Raw genomic sequence first — 21,086 nt, forward strand, 5'->3', positions numbered from 1 at the left:
ACGCAACGGGACGGCGGCCCGAGCAGCCAGGAGCGTGTCACACGGTGACGGACGGCCCGGTCGTGGCGGCAAACTTCGCAACTACCATATGGCCGCTTCCGTAATCTCCGAATGATTCAAATGCCAAGGCCAGAGGTTCTCGATCGGATCAAAGAGACCGAAGCAGAGGCCGACGAGATCGTCGCCGAGGCCCACGAGGAGGCCGAAGCGACGATCTCAGAGGCCCACGAGGAGGCCGAGGAGATTCGCCAACAAGCTCGCGAGGAGGCCGAGGAGATGGCCCAGCAGCGCCTCGACGACGCCCGGGACGAGGTCGAGGCCGAACGCGAAGAGATTCTCGCGGACGGCGACGAACAGCGTGAAAAACTGGAAACGCAGGCCGAAAAGCAACGTGACGAGGTGATCGAACACGTAGCGGCCCTGTTCGAGGAGGCGGTGCATGCTCAGACCTGAGCGGATGAGTCGTGTCTCGGTGACCGGCTCCAAACAGGTTATGCAGTCGGTCGTCGAGACCGTTCACGACCTGCGAACCGTCGATCTCACCGATTACGACGGCGCCTGGGAAGGGTTCGAGCCCGGACAGCCGGCCGAAGGCGGCGAGGCCGCCTCCGAGAAGCTCGTTACCGTCCGTTCACTGAAATCCATCCTCGGCGTCGACGAGAGCGACGCCGGTCCGACGCGGTTGGTGACGGAGGACGCCCTCGAGCAGGAACTCGAGGATATCCGCGAGGATGTCAACGAACTCAGCGACCGCCGGGACGAGTTGCGAGACGAACTCCGAACGGTCGAGGAGCGCATCGACAGCGTCGAACCGTTCGCGGCGCTGGGGATCGACCTCGACCTGCTGACCGGTTACCGCTCCCTGGCCGTCGGCGTCGGCGAGGGTGACCCCGAGACTATCGAAACCGAACTCACCGGTGTGGACGGCGTCGCGGCCTTCGAGGTGTTCTCCGAGGGCGATGCGGTCGCGGTCTTCGTCTATCCCGAAGCGACCGACCCTCTCGAACCGGGCGTCGAAACCGCCGTGCAGGACCTGCTCGTCGGGGCGGACTTTCAGGCCTACGACGTACCCGAGGCCGAGGGTAGTCCCGAAGAGTACATTTCGGAGCTGAACCACCGCAAACAGCAGCTCGAGTCCAAGCTTGACACGGTTGAGGACGAACTCGAGGACCTGCGACTCGACGTGGCCGGCTTCCTGCTGGCCGCCGAGGAGACACTGGCGATCAAGGCACAGAAGACCGAGGCCCCCCTCTCCTTCGCGACGACCGAGAACGCGTTCATCGCCGAAGGCTGGCTTCCGACCGAGGAGTACGAAGGGCTCGAAACCGCGCTCACAGAGGCCGTCGGGGACCACGTCGAAGTGGAGGAACTCGAACGCGCCGAGTACAACGACGACGGGCACGCGACCCGCTCGGCAGACGTGACCGAGGACGCGCCCGCGGCCGGCGGCGCGGTAGAGGCGGACCTCGGCGCTACCGTCAGCGCGGACGCGACCGACGGGACCGAATCGGCTGCGGAAGCGGAGGCCGAAGCCGAGAAAGAGGAACAGGAAACTGTCGCCGATGGCGGACTCGCGAACGGCGCGAGCGAGACCTCGTCGGAACCTCGCTCTGACGGTGGCTCGGTCACGATGGGCAACGACGCCCCGCCGGTCGTTCAGGACAATCCCGGCGCGGCCAGGCCCTTCGAGGCGCTGGTCGAAGTTATCAACCGACCCAAGTACTCCGAGTTCGACCCCACGGTGCTGGTCTTCCTGACCTTCCCCGCGTTCTTTGGGTTCATGATCGGCGACCTGGGATACGGACTCCTCTACGTCGGACTCGGCTACTGGCTGTACAACAGTTTCGACAGCGATGTCGTCCGGAGTCTCGGTGGCGTCGGCATGTGGGCCGGCGGCTTCACGATACTGTTCGGTATCCTCTACGGTGAGATATTCGGACTCCACCTGATCTCGTCGTACCTGTGGGAAGGCGCGCTCGGTATGAGCGGGTCGCCGCTACACAAGGGCCTCCAGCCCAAATACGGCGACTTCGCGCTAGCGTGGCTCGTGTTGAGCCTGCTGGCGGGCATCCTCCACCTGACCATCGGCTGGGTGCTTGATTTCATCGAGAATCTCAAACACGGGTTCGGCGAAGCGATGGGCGAGAGCGGCTCCTGGCTGCTGATGATGTTCGGCCTGTGGGCCTGGATTTTCGCCGGTGCGTTCGGTAGTTCCCCACCCATCCTGTACGGCTCCGAGAGCGTCTTCAACGGGAATCCGGTCCCGCTCGGGTTCACCGGCTTTCCGGAGACGGTTGGTCTCGTCGGTCTCGGGATGTTCGCCGTCGGACTGGTTCTGCTGGCCCGGTCCGAGTTCATCGAAGTGGTGGAGTTCCTGAACGTGATGGTGAACGTCCTGTCGTACACCCGACTCGCCGCAGTGTTGCTGGCGAAGGCAGGGATGGCTTTCGTGGTCAATCTGCTCTTTTTCGGTGTCTTCGTCACCGGCGATGGCGCGTGGCACTTCGGCATCGGCCACTCGCCGAGTCAGATGCTCGAGCAGGGTACCTTCCACGGCCACGAGGTCACGAGCGTGATGTTCGAGGGACTGGCCCACTCGGGCATCGCCGGCATCCTCGGCGGGATCGTCGTCCTCGTCGTGGGCCACCTGCTCGTGCTGGCGCTCGGGATCACCAGTGCTGGCCTGCAGGCGGTGCGTCTCGAGTACGTCGAGTTCTTCGGAAAGTTCTACGAGGGCGGCGGCCGGTCGTATACGCCCTTCGGCTACGACCGCCAGTACACGACCGAGGACTGACGGTTCACTCATTTTTTACGGGAACCACAGCGGTGCGCGTCCCCTCACCCGGTTAGTGCTAGAAACCGTGAGACTGTCTCTCACCGGGTTTTCACGCACTGACGACGGCATTTGGGAAGTTTTATGAAGCCAGTAGAGTCATATCCGGATGTTCGGAACGAGCGAATCCCGGAATCCAAATCATGATCGACACATTCACCGCGGTACTGACCGCACTCGGACCGGTTCTCCAGGACGGTGGCGCACAGACGATTGAGCAGGCACCCGCGATTCCGCCGCAGGCCGCGGCGGCACTGGCGGTCGGTCTGGCAGCATTCGGCGCGGGCTATGCAGAACGTGGTATCGGGGCGGCTGCGGTCGGCGCTATCGCAGAGGACGACGACATGTTCGGTCGTGGGCTGATCCTCACGGTCCTTCCCGAGACGCTGGTCATCCTCGCGCTGGTCGTCGTCTTCATCGCGGGATAACCACCCTACACTTTCTCTAATATGAGCCTTGATACGGTCGTAGAGGATATCCGAGACGAAGCCCGCGCGCGTGCGGAGGAAATCACGTCCGAGGCGGAGGCCGAAGCCGAGGAAATCGTCGCCGAGGCCGAGCGCGACGCCGAGGAGATCCGCAGCGAACGCGAGGCAGAGGTAGCATCGACTATCGAACAGGAGCGCGAACAGCGCGTCTCCAGTGCTAAGCTCGAGGCCAAACAGAAGCGTCTCGAAGCCCGCCGGACTGTGCTGAGCGAGGTCCACGAGGCCGTCGAAGTGGAGATTGCCGACATCGACGGCGAGGACCGCGAGGCGCTAACCCGTGAGCTACTGGCCGCGGCCACCGAGGAGTTCGGCGACGACGACGAGTTGGCGGTCCGCGGGCGCGAGGACGACGAAGACCTGATCGAGTCACTGCTCGACGAGGCGGGACTCGACGGAAGTTTCGCCGGCGAGTACGACTGCCTCGGCGGCGTCGTCGTCGAGAGCGAGGGAGCGCGGATCCGCGTGAACAACACCTTCGACTCGATTCTCGAAGACGTCTGGGAGGAGAACCTCGGCGAAATCAGCGACAAACTGTTCGAGCAATGAGTACGGAACGAGCCGCGGGCGGCAGCAACTACGAGTACGTGATCGCGCGGGTCCGCTCGCGCCGCGCCGCGCTGTTCGACGACGACGACTACCGGAAGCTGGTGCGGATGGGGCCGGGCGAAATCGCCCGGTTCATGGAGGAAAGCGAGTACGAGAGCGAGATGAACGCGCTCGGGGCACGTCACTCCGGCGTCGACCTCATCGAGTACGCGCTGAACCGCAACGTCGCCAAACACTTCGACGACCTGTTGCAGTGGGCCGACGGCCGGCTGTACGATTATGTCGCACGCTACATCCGGAAGTTCGACGTCTGGAACGTCAAGACGATTATCCGTGGACTGTACACCGGCACGGACGCCACTGGGGTCGAGACGGACCTGATCCGGGCTGGCGAGTTCGACGACGCGTTCCTCGACCAGTTGCTCAACGCCGGCTCTATCGAGGAGCTCGTCGAACTGCTCGAGCCGACTCGCTTCGGCGACCTGCTGGCCGATGCGTACGCGGTCTACGAGGACGAGGGTGTCCTCGTCCCGCTTGAAAACGCCCTCGACCGGGCCTTCTACGAGGAGCTGTTGACGGGCCTGTCGGGCGAGCAGTCCCGGGCCATGGAGCTGTACGTTGAGTTCCTCAGTGCGGAAGTCGACTTCCGGAACCTCCGGAACGCCTTCCGGCTGGCTCGCAGTGGTTCGGATCTGGACCCCTCGGAGTACTACATCGACGGTGGCAAACTGTTCGACGAGGACGAAATCCGCCAGCTGGCACGCAGCCGCGACCAGCTCGTCGAGTTCGTCCGGTCGAGCAAATACGGTGAGGACCTCGAAGTGGGGCTCGATTCCCTCGAGACGGCCGACAGCCTCATCGAGTTCGAGCAGGCACTGGACGCGGCGTTGCTAGAGTACTCCGGGCAGCTGTCCAACCGATATCCGCTGTCGATCTGTCCAGTCTTGGCGTACGTACTCGCCAAGGAGCGTGAGGTAGACAACATCCGCGCCATCGCACGCGGCCGGGAGGGCGGCCTCTCGACGGAGGACATCGAAAACGAACTGGTGGTACTATGAGCCAGGAGATCGCGGTCATCGGCAGTCCGGACTTCACGACCGGCTTCCGACTAGCTGGCGTCCGCAAGTTCGCGGACATCCCGGACGACCGGAAGGCGGCCGAGTTGGACGACGCCGTACGGGAGATGCTCGCGGACGAGGAGGTCGGCATCCTGGTGATGCACGAGGACGACCTCGAGCAGCTCTCGCGTGGGGTCCGTAGCGACGTCGAAACTAGCGTCGAGCCGGTGCTCGTCACTCTCGGCGGCGGGGGTGCCGGCAGCGGCGGCCTGCGCGAGCAAATCAAACGAGCTATCGGTATCGACCTCATGGAGGAAGACTAACAACGAATGAGTCAAGCAAGAGAATCTGACGTCCGTGAAGACGGACAGATCGAGAGCGTAAGCGGTCCCGTCGTGACGGCGATAGACCTCGACGCGAAGATGAACGACGTGGTCTACGTCGGTCACGAGGGACTGATGGGCGAAGTGATCGAAATCGAGGGCAACATCACCACCATTCAGGTGTACGAGGAGACCTCAGCGGTCTCCCCGGGCGAGCCCGTCGAATCGACGGGTGCACCGCTCAGTGTCGACCTCGGACCGGGTATGCTCGACGCCATCTACGACGGCGTCCAGCGGCCCCTGGACGTGCTCGAAGAGAAGATGGGCAGTGCCTTTCTCGACCGCGGTGTCGACGCACCGGGAATTGACCTGGAGAAGACCTGGGAATTCAACCCAGAGGTCACCGAAGGCGACGACGTCAGCCCGAACGACGTGGTTGGTATCGTTCCCGAGACGCCCAGCATCGACCACAAGGTGATGGTGCCGCCCGACTCCGAGGGCGGCGAAGTCGTCGACGTGAACTCCGGCGACTACACCGTCGAAGACACCGTCGTCGAACTCGACAGCGGCGAGGAAATCAAGATGCGCCAGGAGTGGCCCGTCCGCTCCCAGCGCCCCGCCGACGAGAAGCAGACGCCGGACACGCCGCTGGTCAGTGGCCAGCGGATTCTCGACGGTCTGTTCCCGCTCGCGAAGGGTGGGACGGCGGCGATTCCCGGCCCATTCGGGTCCGGGAAGACCGTCACCCAGCACCAACTCGCCAAGTGGGCCGACGCCGACATCGTCGTCTACGTCGGCTGTGGCGAGCGCGGCAACGAGATGACGGAAGTGATCGAGGACTTCCCGGAGCTCGAGGACCCGACGACCGGGAACGCACTGATGGACCGGACGTGTCTCATCGCGAACACCTCGAACATGCCCGTCGCAGCCCGTGAGTCCTGCGTGTACACGGGCATCACCATCGCGGAGTACTTCCGTGACATGGGCTACGACGTGGCGCTGATGGCCGACTCCACTTCGCGGTGGGCAGAGGCCATGCGGGAAATCTCCTCGCGGCTGGAGGAGATGCCCGGTGAGGAAGGCTACCCGGCCTACCTCGCCGCGCGCCTCTCGGAGTTCTACGAGCGAGCCGGCTACTTCCAGAACATCAACGGTACCGAGGGTTCGGTCTCGGTCATCGGCGCCGTCTCGCCGCCGGGCGGGGACTTCTCGGAACCGGTGACCCAGAACACGCTGCGTATCGTCAAGACGTTCTGGGCGCTAGATGCCGACCTCGCCGAGCGCCGGCACTTCCCGGCGATCAACTGGAACGAGTCCTACTCGCTGTATCGGGACCAACTCGACCCGTGGTTCGAGGACAACGTCGCAGCCGACTGGTCCGAGCAGCGACAGTGGGCCATCGACACACTGGACGAGGAGGACGAACTCCAAGAGATCGTCCAGCTCGTCGGCAAGGACGCACTGCCGGAAGACCAGCAGCTCACGCTGGAAGTCGCACGCTATCTGCGTGAGGCCTGGCTCCAGCAGGACGCGTTCCACCCGACCGACACCTACTGCGAGCCGGAGAAGACGTACTCGCTGCTCGGCGCCATCAAGAGCTTCAACGACGAGGCCTTCGAGGCGCTCGAAGCTGGCGTGCCGGTCGAGGAGATTACGGCCGTCGACGCCATCCCGCAGCTCAATCGCGTCGGCGTTCAAGACGAGTGGGAAGACTACGTCGAGGAACTGGAAGACGAGATTGCCGAGCAAATCGGGGAGCTCTACTAATGCAGAAAGAATACCAGACCATCACGGAAATCAGCGGTCCACTGGTGTACGCCGAGGTAGACGAGCCCGTCGGGTACGACGAGATCGTCGAGATCGAGACCCCGGACGGCGACACCCGTCGCGGCCAGGTGCTCGAATCGACGAGTGACTACGTCGCAATCCAGGTGTTCGAGGGAACCGAAGGGATCGACCGCAGTTCGTCGGTCCGGTTCCTCGGCGGCACCATGCAGATGAAACTCACCGAAGACCTGCTCGGACGCGTCCTCTCGGGGACCGGTGAGCCAATCGACGGCGGCCCCGAAATCGAACCGGACGAAGAACGCCCCATCGTCGGGGAAGCGATCAACCCCTACTCCCGGGAGTACCCCGAGGAGTTCATTCAGACCGGTGTGTCCGCCATCGACGGCATGAACACGCTGGTCCGGGGCCAGAAGCTCCCGATCTTCTCCGGATCGGGGCTGCCTCACAGTGACCTCGCACTCCAGATCGCCCGACAGGCGACCGTGCCGGAGGAAGAGGCGGGCGAGGACGGCGACGGGAGCGAGTTCGCAGTGATCTTCGGCGCGATGGGAATCACACAAGAGGAGGCAAACGAGTTCATGGACGACTTCGAGCGCACCGGTGCGCTGGAACGCTCGGTCGTCTTCATGAACCTCGCGGACGACCCCGCGGTCGAGCGGACGGTCACGCCGCGGCTGGCGCTCACGACCGCCGAGTACCTCGCCTTCGAGAAGGATTACCACGTGCTGGTCATCCTGACGGACATGACCAACTACTGTGAGGCACTGCGCGAGATCGGTGCCGCACGGGAGGAGGTCCCGGGCCGCCGTGGCTACCCCGGGTACATGTACACCGACCTGGCCCAGCTCTACGAGCGGGCCGGTCGTATCGAGGGCGAGGAGGGCTCTGTCACGCAGATTCCGATCCTGACGATGCCCGGCGACGACGACACCCACCCGATCCCGGACCTGACGGGCTACATCACGGAGGGGCAGATCTACGTCGACCGTGACCTGAACAGTCAGGGTATCGAGCCGCCGATCTACGTCCTGCCGAGCCTCTCGCGGCTGATGGACGACGGGATCGGTGAGGGGCTCACGCGGGCCGACCACGCCGACGTGTCCGACCAGATGTACGCGGCGTACGCGGAAGGTGAGGACCTCCGTGACCTGGTGAACATCGTCGGTCGCGAGGCGCTGAGCGAACGTGACAACAAGTATCTCGACTTCGCGGACGACTTCGAGACGGCGTTCGTCCAGCAGGGCTTCCGGACCAACCGCTCCATCGACGAGACCCTCGACCTGGGCTGGGAACTGCTCTCGCAGCTCCCCAAGGAAGAGCTCAACCGTATCGACGAGGAACTCATCGAGCAGAACTACGTCGAGGAGGAGACCGAAGCCATCGAAGCCGAGGAGTAACGCCGTTGTTTCCTTTCGTTTCCGTTCGGAGTCTGCCGGAGAGCGGTCGCCACGGCTCCGACGACCCGGAGTCGTCCTCGGCGGGACGGGCGCGGTACTGCGTGATGGCGTAGGCACCGCCAGCGTAGATGCCGAGCGAGGAGATAGCGATGGGGAAAACGCCGACCGAGAACACGCCGGCGGCGAAGATACCGAGCGAGAGGATGCCGGTCGAGAGGCCGTCGCCGCCGAAGTTCCCCGCCACGAGGTAGCCGAAAGCAGTGACCCCGGCGACGGTCAACACCGGTGTGACGGCGAGGAGGCCGACGACGACGATTCCGGTCACGTCACCCCGTTTGATGTCCATATGTTCGTGTTTCTGTCGGTAGCTCATCTAAAGTTGGCGTACTTCTCACACTGTGAGAATATCGCAGGGATGGCTCGTGGCGGGGTGAGACGGTCGCATCGACGGTTCTGTAAAGAGTTAACCGCCTGGGCCGGTAACAATCGGTCAATGGCTAAGGACGTCAAACCGACCCGGAAAAACCTCATGGCGATCGAGGACCGGATCGAACTCTCCGAGCGGGGCCACGACACGCTGGAGAAAAAACGCGACGGCCTCATCATGGAGTTCATGGACATCCTGGACCAGGCACAGGACGTCCGGTCGGACCTCAACGAGAACTACGACGACGCCCAGCGGAAACTCAACATGGCCCGCGCGATGGAGGGTGACGTGGCGGTGCGTGGTGCGGCCGCCGCACTCAAAGAGCACCCCGAACTCACCACCGAGTCGAAAAACATCATGGGCGTGGTCGTCCCTCAGATCGAGTCCTCGAAGGTCAGAAAGAGCCTCGACGAGCGGGGCTACGGCGTGCTGGGCACCAGCGCGCGAATCGACGAGGCCGCCGAGGCGTACGAGGAACTGCTAGAGACGATCATCCTCGCGGCGGAGGTCGAGACGGCGATGAAGAAGATGCTCGACGAGATCGAGACCACCAAGCGCCGCGTCAACGCCCTGGAATTCAAACTCCTGCCCGAACTCAAGTCCAACCAGGAGTACATCGAGCAGAAACTCGAAGAACAGGAGCGAGAGGAGATCTTTCGGATGAAGAAAATCAAGGCGAAAAAGGAAGAAGAGGAGAAGGCCGAACGCGAAGCCGCCGAGGAAGAAGCCGAGGAAGCCGAGGAAACCGAGGAAACCGAGACGGTTCCAGCGGACGACTAGCGGGAGCCGTGAGCGGAGTTCCAGCGAGACGGAACCCGCGGTCCCGCTGACAGTCGGCCCACCGCGCCACCGGCGGAGCGGACGGTTGCTCTGACGAGGGGGAACGGGGGTCGTCCGGTGTGAACGTTGCCGGACGGGCGAGCGACGAAGCCGTGAATCACCGACGGTCGGGATACTCTTTTCAGGTGGCCGGTCCTTTTGCCGATATGAACTGCCCACACTGCCAGACGCCGCTGTTACGGTTCCCTGTGGCCGACGAGTGGCAACCACATCTTCCGGAGGACTCGCCGGGAGCAGCGATCTGCCCGACCTGTCTCGTGCTGGAACCGGACCCGGACCCGCCGTCGACGGTCCCGAATTTCGGGGAGGTCGGTGACCCGTTTCCCGAAGGGGAGGCCGCGGTTCCAATGGCCATCGCGCTCGGACTGCTGAGTTCGCTGGCGCTCAACCGGTCTGAGATCGCGGAACTGTTCGCGGCCGTCGAAGAGTCCGGGACGGACCCGTTGCTGGTGCTGGATCGACTCGCGGCGACGGGGAGTGTCGACAGCCGCGTCGACCTGCAGGGGCGGCGACAGCAACTGGAGCAGTTACTGGACTGAAAACGGGCGAACGCCGCCCGACATCGGGACGAGGCTGCCGGTGGTACACCGTGGCTCGAACTCGGTCGAGTTCGCTAATGCTCGCCGTCGGGTCGGTCGGATTCCGAGGGAGACGCGCTCCGTTCGGTTATCACACTTCGAGACGTCCGCGGTTCCGGCCTCGCGACGGCCGGCCCGAGGTCTGTGGCGTGACCGGACGTGAGTGCAGGCAGCGAGGTTCGGTCGCAAAATCAGACGCCGGTATCGTACCGGAGGAGGCCAGCAACGCCGCCGAAGGCGTTCAGGAGTTGTTCACCCTTCTCGAAGTCGGTGGAGATGAACTTCGTCTCGGTGCCCCGTTGCTCGGCGATTCCCATGAGGTGGTCGATAATGTCCTCGCGTTCGGCGTCGTCGGCGTCGACGGTCTCGCCACAGCGCGAGCAGTCGTGGTCGGGGGTGTCCTCGCGGCGGTCGAGAATCTCGCGTTCCTCGTGACCGTTCGGACACTCGTAGGAGATTACGTCCTGGCGCATGTCCTCGGAGATGAGCAGACGGTCGACCGCGCCCATGAACAGGTTCTCGCGGGTCGCCTCGAACCCGTACGTGGCCAGATTGCCGTCGTGAAGTTGTTTGAAAAACTCCTCCATCTCCGATTTGTCCTGCATCACCTCGTGTTCGTCGAGGATGTCCTGGGCGGCGTCGACCAGGTCGTAGAGGCCGGACTCGTCGGTGTAGGACACGTCGAACTTCCCGAGCACCATGTCTCCGAGTTCGTGGTGGAGGTAGTCGCCGTCGAGGAACTCGTCTTTGGTCGGGGAGGGACCGCCCACGAGGATACCGTCCATCTCGTGGCGCTGGTCGACGAACAGGTCGTCGGCCATTCCGGCGACTTCCTGATAGAAGTTGTCGATGGCTTCCAGACGCAGGCGGGCAAAGCGCTGTGCGGATTGGCCACCTTTGCGTTGTTTCCCGGGGACCAGCGACGAGGCGGATTTGACCGGTTCGACGCGTTTGCCCTTGAGCCAGCCGACGTTTGCCTCGCGGCGGTCCAACACGACGAGGCCGAACAGACCCTTGTCGCCGAGCATCTCCTCCAGTGGTTCGGTGAGGAAATCCGAATCGCAGTGGTAGCGGAACGATTCGATGGGTTGTGGAGGCGACTCCAGCACCTTGGTGACCATGTCGGTGCGGCCGCCGCCGGCGTCGATAGCGCCGGAAAAAATGACCATCCCGTTCTCCGGTGGATACGTGTCGTAGTAGCGCAGGCGGTCCTTGATCGAGGTCAGCGCGTCCTGCACGGCCGTCCGGGTCTGCTTGGACTTGATGTTGGAGGCTTCGCTGTGCTCCTGGGTGACGTGCTTGACGACGGAGCTGACCTGACGGTCGTCGGGGATGTAGATGGTGACCAACTGGGTCCCCGAACCCTCGTACTCCCGCAGGTCCTCGATGACCTTCGTGAACTCGTATTTTTGTTTGTCCGTCTGATCCTGCTCGGGGCTACTCATTACTCCTGTATAGCCGAATGGGCGGTAAGTAACTGTTGACCGGGGCGCCGTTGTCTATGGCTCTACCACATACCTTCATATGATCACGTACTGAAACGGACCGTGGCGCTTTTCAATCATTGCGGGCATGTGTTTACTTAGCAGACGTCCGGGTGTCGGTGGCGGCGGTTCCGTTGTTCCGGGCGGGGAGCAGACTAGGCGAGGGCCACAGCCCGGCGGACGCACGGGTTTATATGTTTCCCTTGTCTGTACAAGGTTAACAAGAAGTATGACGGGATACGTCTACACAATCGCAGGCGGGAAGGGCGGCGTCGGGAAGACCACGACGGCGATCAACGTCGCCGTGTCGCTCCAGGACGCCGGCCACGATGTCGTCGTGGTCGACGCCGATTTAGGAATGGCGAACCTGGGGGCGATGCTCGCCGTGGATCATCAACCGAGCCTCCATCAGGTACTCGCCGGGAAGGCCGCCGTCAGCGACGCCATCATCGAGGGACCGGGCGGAATCACCGTGGTCCCCGGTGAGCGCAACCTGGAGGCCTTCGCCGACGCCGACCCCGCGAAGCTCCGGAAAGTGGTCAAGGCACTCTCGACCGCGTACGAGATCGTCCTCATCGACACCGGGGCCGGGTTGAGCCACGAGACGACCGTCCCGCTGGGGCTGGCCGACGGTGTCTTGCTCGTCACTACCGCGGACGAGGTCGCCATCGGCGACACGATCAAGACCGCGCAGTTGGCCGAGCGAATCGACGGCGACGTCGTCGGCGCGGTGCTGACGCGGGCCGATGACGACACGAACGTCTCGGAGGTCGCCGACAAACTCGACATGGAGATGCTGGCGGTCGTTCCCGAGGACCAGGACGCCACTCGGAAAGAACCGCTCATCATCAACGACCCGGACAGCTACGCAGCCGAGGCCTACCGCCGGCTGGCCTCCACGCTCGAAGAGATATACGAGGCGAACACCGAGGGTGGCGTCACGCCCGAACAGGAGTTCGAGCCGAGTTCGACACCCGACACGGACGGCGAAGCAGCAGACGACGGCGACGACGACGAGGACGACGAGGACGACGAGGAAGGCGTGTTCGGGCTGTTCAACTGACCGTTCGGCCCCGTCGTCCCCGTCAGGACGGCTCGTCCGTTTTTTCGAAGCGGTACATCTAAATCGTCACTCCTGTCACGTCCCGGTATGGCAGACGATTCGATCCGGCTGAGTTGGGTGCTGATTTTCCTGTTGTTGGCGCTCGGTCTCGGTCTCGTGGCGATCCAGTTCGCCGGGGGATCGATTCTCCCGATGCTGTTCCCGGTGTAGTTACATCGACTCGGGCGCGGCGACACCGAGTACACCAAGCGCGTTGCCCACAGTGTGGCGCGCAGCGGCGACCAGCGCCAGCCGCTCGTCTCGTTTGTCCGCGTCGGCGTCGAGTACCGGACACTCCCGGTAGAACGCGTTGAACGCGTCCGCGAACTCCCGCGTGTACGTGGCCACGACGTGTGGGTGCTGGTCCTCGGCGGCTCCCTCGATCACCGCCGGGAACCGGGCGATGGTCGCCAGCAGTCGACGCGCCTCCGGCACGTCGAGTCGGTCAGCGTCCAGGTCGCCGGCATCCGGCACGTCGTGCCCGGCCTCGCGGGCTTCGCCGAGGATGCCACAGGCACGCGCGTGGACGTACTGGACGTAGGGGGCCGACTGGGCCTCGAAGTCCAGCGCCCGATCCCACTCGAAGGTGATGGCCTTGGCCGGCTGTTTCGAGACGATATCGTACCGAACTGCGCCGATGCCGACCTGGTGGGCGATTCGCTCCACGTCCGCGTCGTCGAGGTTGTCGTTCCGGAGCCGGCCGTCGAGGCGGTCTTCGACTTCCTCGCGAGCGCGGTCGATAGCCTCGTCGAGCAGGTCGTCCAGGTCGATCCCGGTCCCGTCTCTGGTACTCATCTTTCCCTCCGGGAGGTTGACGTAGGAGTAGAGAACCTGGTCGAGTCGCTCGGTGTCGCGGCCGAGCAGTTCGAGGGTGGTCCTGACTTGTTCGGCCTGAAGCTTGTGATCCTCGCCCAGCACGGTCACGGCGCGGTCGTAGTTCTCGAACTTCCACTCGTGGTGGGCCAGGTCCCGGGTGGCGTAGAGGCTGGTGCCGTCCGAGCGGAGGAAGACGAGGTTCTTCTCGATGCCGTGGTCGTCGAGTTCGAGCTGCCAGGCCTCGTCGTCGTAGACCGCTTCCTCGAGGTCCTCCAAGCGGTCGACCAGGTCGTCGGTCGAGCCGTCACGCATGAAGCGGGTCTCCTTGACGAAGTCGTCGAAGTCGGCGGGCAGACGCGCGAGACACTCCTGCATCCCACCGAGAACGGTGTCGACGACCTCGCTGACACGGTCGTAAGTCGCCTCGTCGCCGTCCTCTAGCCCCTGCATGATCGACTGGATCTCGGCCTCGGCCTGTTCGACCTCGTCTTCCGGTGCGTCTTCGAGGACGGTGTTGCCGCGCCGGTAGTACCGGACCATGTCGTACTCGGCCCGGTTCCGCTCGGGCTCTGGCAGTTCGTCCTCGTCGAATCGCTCGTAAGCCCAGGTGAACACGGCCATCTGTCGGCCGGCGTCGTTGACGTAGTAGTGGCGATCCACGTCGTACCCGGCGAAATCGAGGACGTTCGCCAGCGCGTCGCCGATGATCGGATTGCGCGCCCGACCGACGTGGACCGGACCGGTCGGGTTTGCACTGGTGTGTTCGACGGCGACCGAGACGTCCTTCGGGTCGAGCCGGCCGTACTCGTCGTCTTGGGCGGCCTCGAGAGTCGCCCCGAAGTAGGCGTTGCTGGGCAGGAAGTTGAGATACGGGCCCTGGGTCGTCACGTCGCCGACGTACTCGTAGTCGGCTGGGTCGATCTCCGCGGCGAGGTCGGCAGCCACCTCGGGCGGGGCAGCGCCGACCTCGCCGGCCAGTCGGAACGCGACGCTGGAGGCGAGGATGGCGTCGACGTCTTCCGGTGGCTCCTCGATCCCGAGGTCGTCGGCGGGGAGGTCGAGCGCGTCGAGTGCGCTCTCGACGGCGTCTTCGACTACCCGGCGCGCGGCAAGGAACATGTCCACCCGTTTTCGAGCGCCAGGTATAGGCGTAACGAGTCGTGGTCGGCAGCGACCCGACCGGCAGGGACGGAGAAACGTGGCGGCCGTCGTGTCACGAGTGAGCGCGGGGTCGACGGTGGCCCGCGTTCGTCGGCACGGGCGTCCGGCCCGTCGGGTCAGTCGCTCGATTGGATGTCGGCGGCGATGCGGTCCCCGACGCCAACCTCGGGCACCTGATAGTTGCAGTGACTCTCGATCTCGTCGGTTACGTCGACGTCGACCCAGCTCTCCGGCGTGTCGTCACCGAACAGCGACCAGCCACAGTCGATACCGCTACAGCCGAGCCCATTCCGGAAGGTCTGGAGGTCGTAGAACACGCAGATCGTGTTGTCCTCCCGGGAGTGGTAGTTGTACACCCGGTCGGCGGTCGCGTCGATGGCCGACGCCGAGAACGTCGCGTTGGCGTCGTCACAGACCTCGTCGTCGTCGACGGAGGCCCCGAACAGGGACGCGGTCTCGACCGGTACGTCACCGTCGAGGTCGTCGAGCGTCGCGAGGGGCGGTCGGCCGCCCAGCGACAGTCCCGCCAGCCTGATGAGCGTCTCGGGGTTGTCCTCGTGGTAGCCTCGCAGAAAGTCGGCGAGTCGCCGGCCGTCGCGGTCGGCGTTGTCCTCACCGGTCGAGAACAGGAGCGTCTCGGCCTCCCACTGGACGGTGACCACCGGGTGGTCGTAGCCGTTGGCCTGCAGCGTCTGCTGGAGCGTGTAGGCCTGGTCGTCGCCGATCTGGCCTTCACTGGTCCAGCCGACGAAGTAAAACACCACTTCCGCCGGGCTCTCCGGCAGGTTCCGTGTCGTTGGCTCGGACTCGCGAACGTCGACCTGTGGAAAGTCCTCCGGGGCGCTCTCCCAGACGGTCGCGCAGTTCGTGAGTTCGAGCGGCGTCGGCTCGGCACTGGCCGGTTGGACAGCGCTGGCCCCCACGACACCCGTCCCGGCCAGCGTGCCAGTTGCACTGAGCACCGACCGGCGGCTCAGCTCTGTTAATCGTGTACCGCTACTCTCTGACTTTCGTTCATCCCCCATGGCAGGTATCTTTACACCTCACAGCTACTTTTATTTATTTGTTTGTTCGTAAAATGTTCGGCAATTCCGCGGTCGTCCTGTGGCGCGACTGTTGACGGCGGTCGCCGCTTCCCGGCCGCCGAGGGGCCGGAACTCGGGGTCGACGGTCATCCCGGCACTCAGTCCGGTGAGCGGAAGTCCTCGACGACCAGGTCTACGATTCCGTCGTCGGGTGTCTGGTAGTCGCAGTGTCCGTCGGTGCGGTCGGAGGCGTCCACGTCTTGCCAGTTCTCCGGCGGGGAGTCGTCGGAGAAGGACACAGCACAGTCGACGCCATCACGGCCGACGAGGTCGTCGAACGAGAGCAACGGAATCAGTGAGCAGGTCGTGCTGTCCCCGTTCGAGTGGTAGTTGTACACCGTCTCGGCCGTCCGGTCGAGCGCATCAGCGTCGTACCGCCGACTGTCCGAACAGACCACGTCGTGTTCGACGGCTCCGCCAAACAGCGACACCGACGCGACCGAGACGTCACCGTCGAGGTCGTCCATCGCCGCGATTGGGACCCGGACGCCAATCAACAGCCCGACCAGTCGCATCGTCGTCTCGGGGTTGTCCTCACGGTAGGTCCGCAACCAGTCCGCGAGGCGCTCCCCGTTCCTGAGATCGATCCGCGGATACCCGTCGGGCGCTGACTCCCAGTCGTTGCGACAGTCAGAGGCCAGTTCCTGGACGCCCAGACCCGTCGTCGCCCCGGCCGCCTGGAGTACGGACCGGCGGCGCAGGTCGTTCGATTCGTTACAGTAGTTCGAGGCGAAAGCCCACCCGTTTACGGGTGGGATGAAGCCGACAACTGGGAATCAAACCACGCTCGGACGCTCGGCTGGATATTCCACCGTGCTGAACCACCAGCTTTTACCAGCCTACAACAATACGTTACATGTGTAATGGTTGAGGTGAGCGTGGAAACCACGTTCCGCAATCCCAGCCGTTCTCGCTGTCGAGAGTGGCAACGAGCCACCCACATCCTCCGCAAGTGCAAGCAATGGCTCGTGGACGGCTGGGAAGACGGCTCGCTCTCCTCTACCGTGACAACTGGCGACATCGACAACCCGCTCTACTCAGCACTCCAAAACCAAGCCATCCGTAACGCGAAGGGTGACTACGACGACGAACCCATCGAGTACACGGGCGAGCAACCCATCGAGGTCAACAATCAAAACTGGGAAATCCACACGACTGAGAACGATTCTGTCGTCATCGGGTTCCCCTGCATCAGTGAGTGGTGGTACACACCAATTCACGTCCACGACAGCATCGAAGAGCCTGTGCAAGCCCTGCTCGATGGTGACGCTGAGAAGACGAAACTCAGCGTGTGGCGAGAAGGCGACGACTGGCATTGCTCGTTCACTGTCGAATGCGACGAGCAACAAGACGGCGAGGAAACACCCATCGGTGTTGATGTTGGCCATAACTACATCCTCGCCGCTACGCCAGACGATGCGAGTGCTGACTCGTTCCTTGTGAGTGGCAAGGAACACAAGTTCGTGCGGCGGTACCACCGTTCCCTGCGTGACTCCCTACAGGAAACTGGGGCGCTTCGCGCCCGAACTCGCGTAGGTAACAAGGAGTACCGTCGCATCCAAGACATGAACCACACCCTCTCAAAACGTCTTGTCGAATACGCCAGTCAGTTTGAGAACCCCATTATCAAACTCGAAGACCTCGAAAACATCCGTGACGGTAGCGAGTGGAACGGTGTTCACTCGTGGCCGTTCTACGAACTGCAACAGTTCATCACGTACAAAGCCGAGAAAGAAGGCATTCGCGTCGAGAAAGTAGACCCTGAGCATACGAGTCAGGAGTGTAGCCAGTGTGGTGAACTTGTTGGTCGTGATGGGAGCAAGTTCGAGTGTTCGAGTTGCGGGTATGTGCGGCATGCGGATTTGAACGCGGCTGAGAACATTAGTCAACGAGAGGGTGAATCATGTACGGCGTAACACTTCGGGTGACGCGAACCGTGCGGCCCAGCACGCTGAAGACCGTGCCGGCCGCTTCGCGGTCGTCTGCCACGTGCAGGTGGGAAGGCCGCTTTGACCCGGCTCCACGCGCTGAAAAGCACGCCTTTGGTAGTAATTGGGCGGCGACCGTTGACGCTGGCCACGCGAAAGCATATTTGAGCCGCCGAGGAAACGCGCAACCCTAATATCCCCATCGGGGAATCCCACCCCTTCAGGGGTGGGAGGAGGTCAATGTGGTGAGATTATCGGGCCGGACGCCCACACTGGTCACCAGAGGTTTTCGACCGCACCCGACATCGTCGCATCCGGGTTTCGACCGTCGTCCGTCGCGGCTTCGAGGCGTGCGAGGCCGTCCTCGACACTGTGGTGGTCGCCGTCGAGCCAGCAGGGGTAGACGCCCGTGAGTCGGCCGCTCCGTCGGGTCGTGAGGCAGATCACCGGGAACACGATGTCGCGCTCGTCGTCTGTTGCCGACTCGGCCGGTCGCACGCCGTCGGTGGCCGTCGGTTCCGCGCCGGCGACGGGCGTCTCCATGGCCTCCCGCTCCTGAAAGAACGGGTGGAGGCGGCCACCGGCCTCGTCGACGGCGGCGCGCAGTTCCTCGTAGAGGGTGACGGCCGGCATGGCCGCACTCCCCTCGGTGTCGGGGACGCGGACGCGGTCGCTCCAGCGTTCGGTCCGCAGTTCCTCGATTCCGCTCTCCGTACTGACGGCTTCCAGTCGTTCGGCGATGCGTCGCTGTCGGCGCTCGGCGACCACAGACGGTCCCGAGCGGAGTCGCAACGTCATCGTCATCGGTTCGTCTGGGATACTCGACGCGACGTCGGATTTGTGTGCTGTCATTGTTTCCAACCGTTCGTCAGTCGCTCCGGCAACTCGGCCGAGCGTTCAGAGGTTCTCAGGGTCGCACTGGTTCGTCACGAGCGCTTCGAGGCCGTCCTCGACGCTGTGGTGCTCCCCGTTTTTCCAGCAGGGGAACAGTCCGGTCACGTCGTCGTCCCGGTGGATGGTCAGACAGACCACCGGGAACACGATGACACGATCCGCGGACGGCCCGGTCGAGAGCAGGCCGCTGACGGCCTTCCGGGTCTCGAAGAACGGTTCGAGACGTGCGTCCGCGCGCTCGGCGGCCGCCTCGAGTTCCTCGTACAGCGCCACTGGCCCCGGTTCGCGGTCGGTACCCCCCGAAGGAACGGTCACCCGGGAGCTCCAGCGCTCGACCCGAAGGTCAGGGACGACACCGTCGGACGCGAGCGACCGGAGCCGGTCCAACACGGTCTGTTGTCGCCGGGTCGCCGCCGCAGGCGCGGACGCCCGCAGGTGCAGCATGACCGTACAGTCGGGGTCGACAGCCGTCTTGACCTCGGTGTCGGTGCTGTGGTCCGTCTCTTCGTGCTCGCCGCCGCGTTCACCTGCGACGTTGGTTGCCATATCTGTACTTTGTGATATAACACTAATAGTCTTTTCCCAGTACAATCATGGCTCTGCGAGAGTTCTTTTACCACGTTTTTGCAGTTTGGTAGCGATTTGGTACAGACACGGAGACAAAGACAGAGAGTCGAAGCAGCGTGACATCCGGGTGTTTTTATCCGCGGATGAAAAACGGGATTTTACGATGAGCGACTCCGAGCCCGGAAGCGGGGGGCCCAAGCAGGTTTCCGACCCCGACTACCACAGTGAGAACCACACCGCAGCACAGACCTGTGGGTGGACGAAAAACGCGCTCCGCGGGGAGGGGAAATGTTACAAGAATATTTTTTACGGGATCGAATCCCACAGATGTATCCAGATGACGCCGGTCGTGAAGTGCAACGAGCGGTGTGTGTTCTGCTGGCGGGACCACCAGGGACACGCGTACGAGATGGACGAGGTCGAGTGGGACGACCCCGAAGCCGTCGTCGGCGCCAGCATCGAACTCCAGAGCAAACTCCTGTCGGGCTTTGGCGGCAACGGGGCGGTGCCCGACGAGCGGTTCGAGGAGGCGATGGAGCCCCGTCACGTGGCAATTTCTCTCGACGGCGAACCCACGCTCTACCCCTATCTGCCGGAACTGATCGAGGCCTTTCACGAGCGGGATATCACTACGTTCCTGGTCTCGAACGGCACCCGCCCCGAAGTGCTCGCGGAGTGTGACCCGACACAGTTGTACGTCAGCGTTGACGCCGCCGACCGGTCGACCTTCGATAAAACTGTCAAAGCCGTCGAAGACGACGCCTGGGAGCGGTTGGTCGACACGCTGGATGTGCTTGCCGGAAAAAACGAGACCCGCACCGTGTTGCGGACGACCTGTATCCAGGGGCTGAACATGCACAACCCTGGCTGGTACGCCGCGATGTTCCAGCGGGCCGACCCGGACTTCGTCGAACTGAAAGCATACATGCACGTCGGCCACTCCCGGGGCCGGCTGGACCGGGACTCGATGCCCGACCACGAGCGCGTCGTCGAGTTTGCCGAGGAGGTGATGGAGCACATGCCCCACGACGTACTCAAGCAGGTGCCCGCCTCCAGGGTCGCCTTACTCGCCGAGGACCGCAACACGCTGGTGCCGAAGCTGCAGAAAGACAGCGACTTCTGGGAACGAGACGTCGTGAGCGGAGACTGACTGCGGGTCGTTTCGACCGAGGGAGGTTTCTCTGCCGCCGCCACGAGACGAGACGGTGAACAGCACCATCCTACTGTTCGAGGGGGGCGACGAACTGGACGCCTTCGGTCCGTTCGAACTGGTCGGGAACGCCGCGAACGCGGGTGCCGACGTGACGACGACGCTGCGGACCGTCGACGGGAGCGAGCGCGCCACCGCGAGCCACGGCCTCGACGTGGGCGCGTACCTGCCGAACGACGCCGTGTGGACGGTGCACGGGGCCGACAGTCTGGCCGAGACCAGTGCCGTCTGGCTGTTCGTCTTCGAGGGCGAGAACGTACACACCAGGACCGCTCCAGTCGCGGGTAGCGAGTACACACTATCGAGCGAAGCGAGAGCACTGGTGGTCGGCCCGTCACGAGTGCGGACGGCGCTGTCGGCGGTCGCACACGGCGTCAGCACGCTCCTCTTTGCCGCCGGGTCCGTGCTGGTGTTCGGCAGTGTGGCGTACCGGTCGGCGCTCGGACTGGCCGGGTTCGCCTGACCCGGGGACGCTCGAAACAACGCCTTTACATCGTTACTCACAAACGTTCTATCAGGAAACACCGTTTGCGTTTCTCCGCGTTCCAAAGTCGTTACGCA

The 21,086-nt window shown here is 63.7% G+C and carries 22 protein-coding genes; 15 read left to right on the top strand and 7 right to left on the bottom strand.

The genetic code is table 11. From position 1 onward, the window contains the following. Nucleotides 1-120: 120 nt before the first annotated feature. The 8 genes from ahaH (at nt 121) to Q0964_RS14990 (ending at nt 8,433) form a co-directional block, all read left to right on the top strand. The gene (gene ahaH, locus Q0964_RS14955) at nt 121-453 is read left to right on the top strand and encodes an ATP synthase archaeal subunit H (protein WP_299269097.1); all 333 of its coding nucleotides are present in this window, start codon (nt 121-123) and stop codon (nt 451-453) included. Next, nucleotides 440-2,794 carry a V-type ATP synthase subunit I gene (locus Q0964_RS14960; protein WP_299269099.1) on the top strand — a complete coding sequence of 785 codons (2,355 nt, stop codon included), beginning with the start codon at nt 440-442 and terminating at the stop codon, nt 2,792-2,794. Before ahaH ends, Q0964_RS14960 begins: the two co-directional genes overlap by 14 nt. 182 nt (nt 2,795-2,976) lie before the next feature. Beyond that, complete coding sequence (locus tag Q0964_RS14965) at nt 2,977-3,261, top strand: F0F1 ATP synthase subunit C (RefSeq protein ID WP_299269101.1); 285 nt, start codon at nt 2,977-2,979, stop codon at nt 3,259-3,261. 21 nt (nt 3,262-3,282) lie between these two features. Continuing rightward, nucleotides 3,283-3,867, top strand: a complete 585-nt coding sequence (locus Q0964_RS14970; RefSeq protein ID WP_299269103.1) for a V-type ATP synthase subunit E — start codon at nt 3,283-3,285, stop codon at nt 3,865-3,867. Beyond that, on the top strand, nt 3,864-4,925 hold the full coding sequence (locus Q0964_RS14975) for a V-type ATP synthase subunit C (protein WP_299269105.1): 1,062 nt from the start codon (nt 3,864-3,866) through the stop codon (nt 4,923-4,925). Before Q0964_RS14970 ends, Q0964_RS14975 begins: the two co-directional genes overlap by 4 nt. Further along, nucleotides 4,922-5,248, top strand: a complete 327-nt coding sequence (locus Q0964_RS14980) for a V-type ATP synthase subunit F (RefSeq protein ID WP_299269107.1) — start codon at nt 4,922-4,924, stop codon at nt 5,246-5,248. The genes Q0964_RS14975 and Q0964_RS14980 overlap by 4 nt, the downstream gene beginning before the upstream one ends. A gap of 6 nt (nt 5,249-5,254) precedes the next feature. After that, nucleotides 5,255-7,015, top strand: a complete 1,761-nt coding sequence (locus tag Q0964_RS14985; RefSeq protein ID WP_299269109.1) for an ATP synthase subunit A — start codon at nt 5,255-5,257, stop codon at nt 7,013-7,015. Further along, nucleotides 7,015-8,433 carry an ATP synthase subunit B gene (locus Q0964_RS14990; protein ID WP_299269111.1) on the top strand — a complete coding sequence of 473 codons (1,419 nt, stop codon included), beginning with the start codon at nt 7,015-7,017 and terminating at the stop codon, nt 8,431-8,433. Before Q0964_RS14985 ends, Q0964_RS14990 begins: the two co-directional genes overlap by 1 nt. Here the strand turns inward: Q0964_RS14990 and Q0964_RS14995 are convergent. Further along, nucleotides 8,378-8,779 carry a hypothetical protein gene (locus Q0964_RS14995; RefSeq protein ID WP_299269114.1) on the bottom strand — a complete coding sequence of 134 codons (402 nt, stop codon included), beginning with the start codon at nt 8,777-8,779 and terminating at the stop codon, nt 8,378-8,380. The two genes, Q0964_RS14990 and Q0964_RS14995, sit on opposite strands and share 56 nt — an antisense overlap. A 147-nt stretch (nt 8,780-8,926) precedes the next feature. Between Q0964_RS14995 and Q0964_RS15000 the strand changes: the two genes are divergently transcribed. Then, the gene (locus Q0964_RS15000) at nt 8,927-9,640 is read left to right on the top strand and encodes a V-type ATP synthase subunit D (protein ID WP_299269115.1); all 714 of its coding nucleotides are present in this window, start codon (nt 8,927-8,929) and stop codon (nt 9,638-9,640) included. Between the two features lie 206 nt (nt 9,641-9,846). Beyond that, entirely contained in the window at nt 9,847-10,239 is a 393-nt protein-coding gene (locus Q0964_RS15005; protein WP_299269116.1) for a DUF6276 family protein, read from the top strand. Nucleotides 10,240-10,469: 230 nt separating this feature from the next. Here the strand turns inward: Q0964_RS15005 and prf1 are convergent, their stop codons facing one another. Continuing rightward, the gene (prf1, locus tag Q0964_RS15010) at nt 10,470-11,723 is read right to left on the bottom strand and encodes a peptide chain release factor aRF-1 (RefSeq protein WP_299269117.1); all 1,254 of its coding nucleotides are present in this window, start codon (nt 11,721-11,723) and stop codon (nt 10,470-10,472) included. Nucleotides 11,724-11,991: 268 nt separating this feature from the next. On the opposite strand from prf1, the gene Q0964_RS15015 reads away from it, so the two are divergent. Further along, a complete protein-coding gene (locus Q0964_RS15015; RefSeq protein ID WP_299269119.1) occupies nt 11,992-12,825 on the top strand; it encodes a MinD/ParA family ATP-binding protein in 834 nt (277 codons plus the stop codon). Between the two features lie 87 nt (nt 12,826-12,912). Beyond that, nucleotides 12,913-13,035 (top strand): hypothetical protein, encoded by a 123-nt coding sequence (locus Q0964_RS15020; RefSeq protein ID WP_299269121.1) that lies wholly within the window; start codon nt 12,913-12,915, stop codon nt 13,033-13,035. Here the strand turns inward: Q0964_RS15020 and argS are convergent, their stop codons facing one another. The 3 genes from argS to Q0964_RS15035 form a co-directional block, all read right to left on the bottom strand. Further along, nucleotides 13,036-14,799 (bottom strand): arginine--tRNA ligase, encoded by a 1,764-nt coding sequence (gene argS / locus Q0964_RS15025; protein WP_299269123.1) that lies wholly within the window; start codon nt 14,797-14,799, stop codon nt 13,036-13,038. Nucleotides 14,800-14,957: 158 nt separating this feature from the next. Next, nucleotides 14,958-15,803, bottom strand: a complete 846-nt coding sequence (locus tag Q0964_RS15030) for a hypothetical protein (RefSeq protein WP_299269125.1) — start codon at nt 15,801-15,803, stop codon at nt 14,958-14,960. A gap of 221 nt (nt 15,804-16,024) precedes the next feature. Continuing rightward, nucleotides 16,025-16,477 carry a hypothetical protein gene (locus Q0964_RS15035; RefSeq protein WP_299269127.1) on the bottom strand — a complete coding sequence of 151 codons (453 nt, stop codon included), beginning with the start codon at nt 16,475-16,477 and terminating at the stop codon, nt 16,025-16,027. Nucleotides 16,478-16,789: 312 nt separating this feature from the next. Here Q0964_RS15035 and Q0964_RS15040 point away from each other — a divergent pair, with 312 nt between their 5' ends. Next, nucleotides 16,790-17,842, top strand: a complete 1,053-nt coding sequence (locus tag Q0964_RS15040; protein ID WP_299269129.1) for a transposase — start codon at nt 16,790-16,792, stop codon at nt 17,840-17,842. Nucleotides 17,843-18,130: 288 nt separating this feature from the next. On the opposite strand, the gene Q0964_RS15045 is transcribed toward Q0964_RS15040, so the two are convergent. Both Q0964_RS15045 and Q0964_RS15050 read right to left on the bottom strand, forming a co-directional pair. Beyond that, complete coding sequence (locus Q0964_RS15045; RefSeq protein WP_299269130.1) at nt 18,131-18,706, bottom strand: HTH domain-containing protein; 576 nt, start codon at nt 18,704-18,706, stop codon at nt 18,131-18,133. A gap of 45 nt (nt 18,707-18,751) precedes the next feature. After that, a complete protein-coding gene (locus tag Q0964_RS15050) occupies nt 18,752-19,294 on the bottom strand; it encodes an HTH domain-containing protein (RefSeq protein ID WP_299269132.1) in 543 nt (180 codons plus the stop codon). 184 nt (nt 19,295-19,478) lie between these two features. Here Q0964_RS15050 and twy1 point away from each other — a divergent pair, with 184 nt between their 5' ends. Both twy1 and Q0964_RS15060 read left to right on the top strand, forming a co-directional pair. Next, complete coding sequence (gene twy1 / locus Q0964_RS15055) at nt 19,479-20,465, top strand: 4-demethylwyosine synthase TYW1 (protein ID WP_299269134.1); 987 nt, start codon at nt 19,479-19,481, stop codon at nt 20,463-20,465. A 55-nt stretch (nt 20,466-20,520) separates the two neighbouring features. After that, nucleotides 20,521-20,988: a type 1 glutamine amidotransferase family protein gene (locus Q0964_RS15060; RefSeq protein ID WP_299269136.1), complete on the top strand. Its 468-nt coding sequence runs from the start codon at nt 20,521-20,523 to the stop codon at nt 20,986-20,988. Nucleotides 20,989-21,086 lie beyond the last annotated feature (98 nt).

Source organism: Halorientalis sp., assembly GCF_028275115.1.
Classification (GTDB): domain Archaea; phylum Halobacteriota; class Halobacteria; order Halobacteriales; family Haloarculaceae; genus Halorientalis.

What these genes read in the sequence shown, in the direction of transcription:
- Q0964_RS14960 (WP_299269099.1), top strand. Translation starts at nt 440, where the DNA reads ATGCTCAGACCTGAGCGGATGAGTCGTGTCTCGGTGACCGGCTCCAAA.
- Q0964_RS14990 (WP_299269111.1), top strand. Translation starts at nt 7,015, where the DNA reads ATGCAGAAAGAATACCAGACCATCACGGAAATCAGCGGTCCACTGGTG.
- Q0964_RS15040 (WP_299269129.1), top strand. Translation starts at nt 16,790, where the DNA reads ATGGTTGAGGTGAGCGTGGAAACCACGTTCCGCAATCCCAGCCGTTCT.
- Q0964_RS14965 (WP_299269101.1), top strand. Translation starts at nt 2,977, where the DNA reads ATGATCGACACATTCACCGCGGTACTGACCGCACTCGGACCGGTTCTC.
- Q0964_RS15020 (WP_299269121.1), top strand. Translation starts at nt 12,913, where the DNA reads ATGGCAGACGATTCGATCCGGCTGAGTTGGGTGCTGATTTTCCTGTTG.
- Q0964_RS14975 (WP_299269105.1), top strand. Translation starts at nt 3,864, where the DNA reads ATGAGTACGGAACGAGCCGCGGGCGGCAGCAACTACGAGTACGTGATC.
- Q0964_RS14985 (WP_299269109.1), top strand. Translation starts at nt 5,255, where the DNA reads ATGAGTCAAGCAAGAGAATCTGACGTCCGTGAAGACGGACAGATCGAG.
- Q0964_RS14995 (WP_299269114.1), bottom strand. Translation starts at nt 8,779, where the DNA reads ATGGACATCAAACGGGGTGACGTGACCGGAATCGTCGTCGTCGGCCTC.
- Q0964_RS15050 (WP_299269132.1), bottom strand. Translation starts at nt 19,294, where the DNA reads ATGGCAACCAACGTCGCAGGTGAACGCGGCGGCGAGCACGAAGAGACG.
- Q0964_RS15005 (WP_299269116.1), top strand. Translation starts at nt 9,847, where the DNA reads ATGAACTGCCCACACTGCCAGACGCCGCTGTTACGGTTCCCTGTGGCC.
- twy1 (WP_299269134.1), top strand. Translation starts at nt 19,479, where the DNA reads ATGAGCGACTCCGAGCCCGGAAGCGGGGGGCCCAAGCAGGTTTCCGAC.
- Q0964_RS14980 (WP_299269107.1), top strand. Translation starts at nt 4,922, where the DNA reads ATGAGCCAGGAGATCGCGGTCATCGGCAGTCCGGACTTCACGACCGGC.
- Q0964_RS15015 (WP_299269119.1), top strand. Translation starts at nt 11,992, where the DNA reads ATGACGGGATACGTCTACACAATCGCAGGCGGGAAGGGCGGCGTCGGG.
- Q0964_RS15000 (WP_299269115.1), top strand. Translation starts at nt 8,927, where the DNA reads ATGGCTAAGGACGTCAAACCGACCCGGAAAAACCTCATGGCGATCGAG.
- prf1 (WP_299269117.1), bottom strand. Translation starts at nt 11,723, where the DNA reads ATGAGTAGCCCCGAGCAGGATCAGACGGACAAACAAAAATACGAGTTC.
- Q0964_RS15045 (WP_299269130.1), bottom strand. Translation starts at nt 18,706, where the DNA reads ATGACAGCACACAAATCCGACGTCGCGTCGAGTATCCCAGACGAACCG.
- ahaH (WP_299269097.1), top strand. Translation starts at nt 121, where the DNA reads ATGCCAAGGCCAGAGGTTCTCGATCGGATCAAAGAGACCGAAGCAGAG.
- argS (WP_299269123.1), bottom strand. Translation starts at nt 14,799, where the DNA reads ATGTTCCTTGCCGCGCGCCGGGTAGTCGAAGACGCCGTCGAGAGCGCA.
- Q0964_RS14970 (WP_299269103.1), top strand. Translation starts at nt 3,283, where the DNA reads ATGAGCCTTGATACGGTCGTAGAGGATATCCGAGACGAAGCCCGCGCG.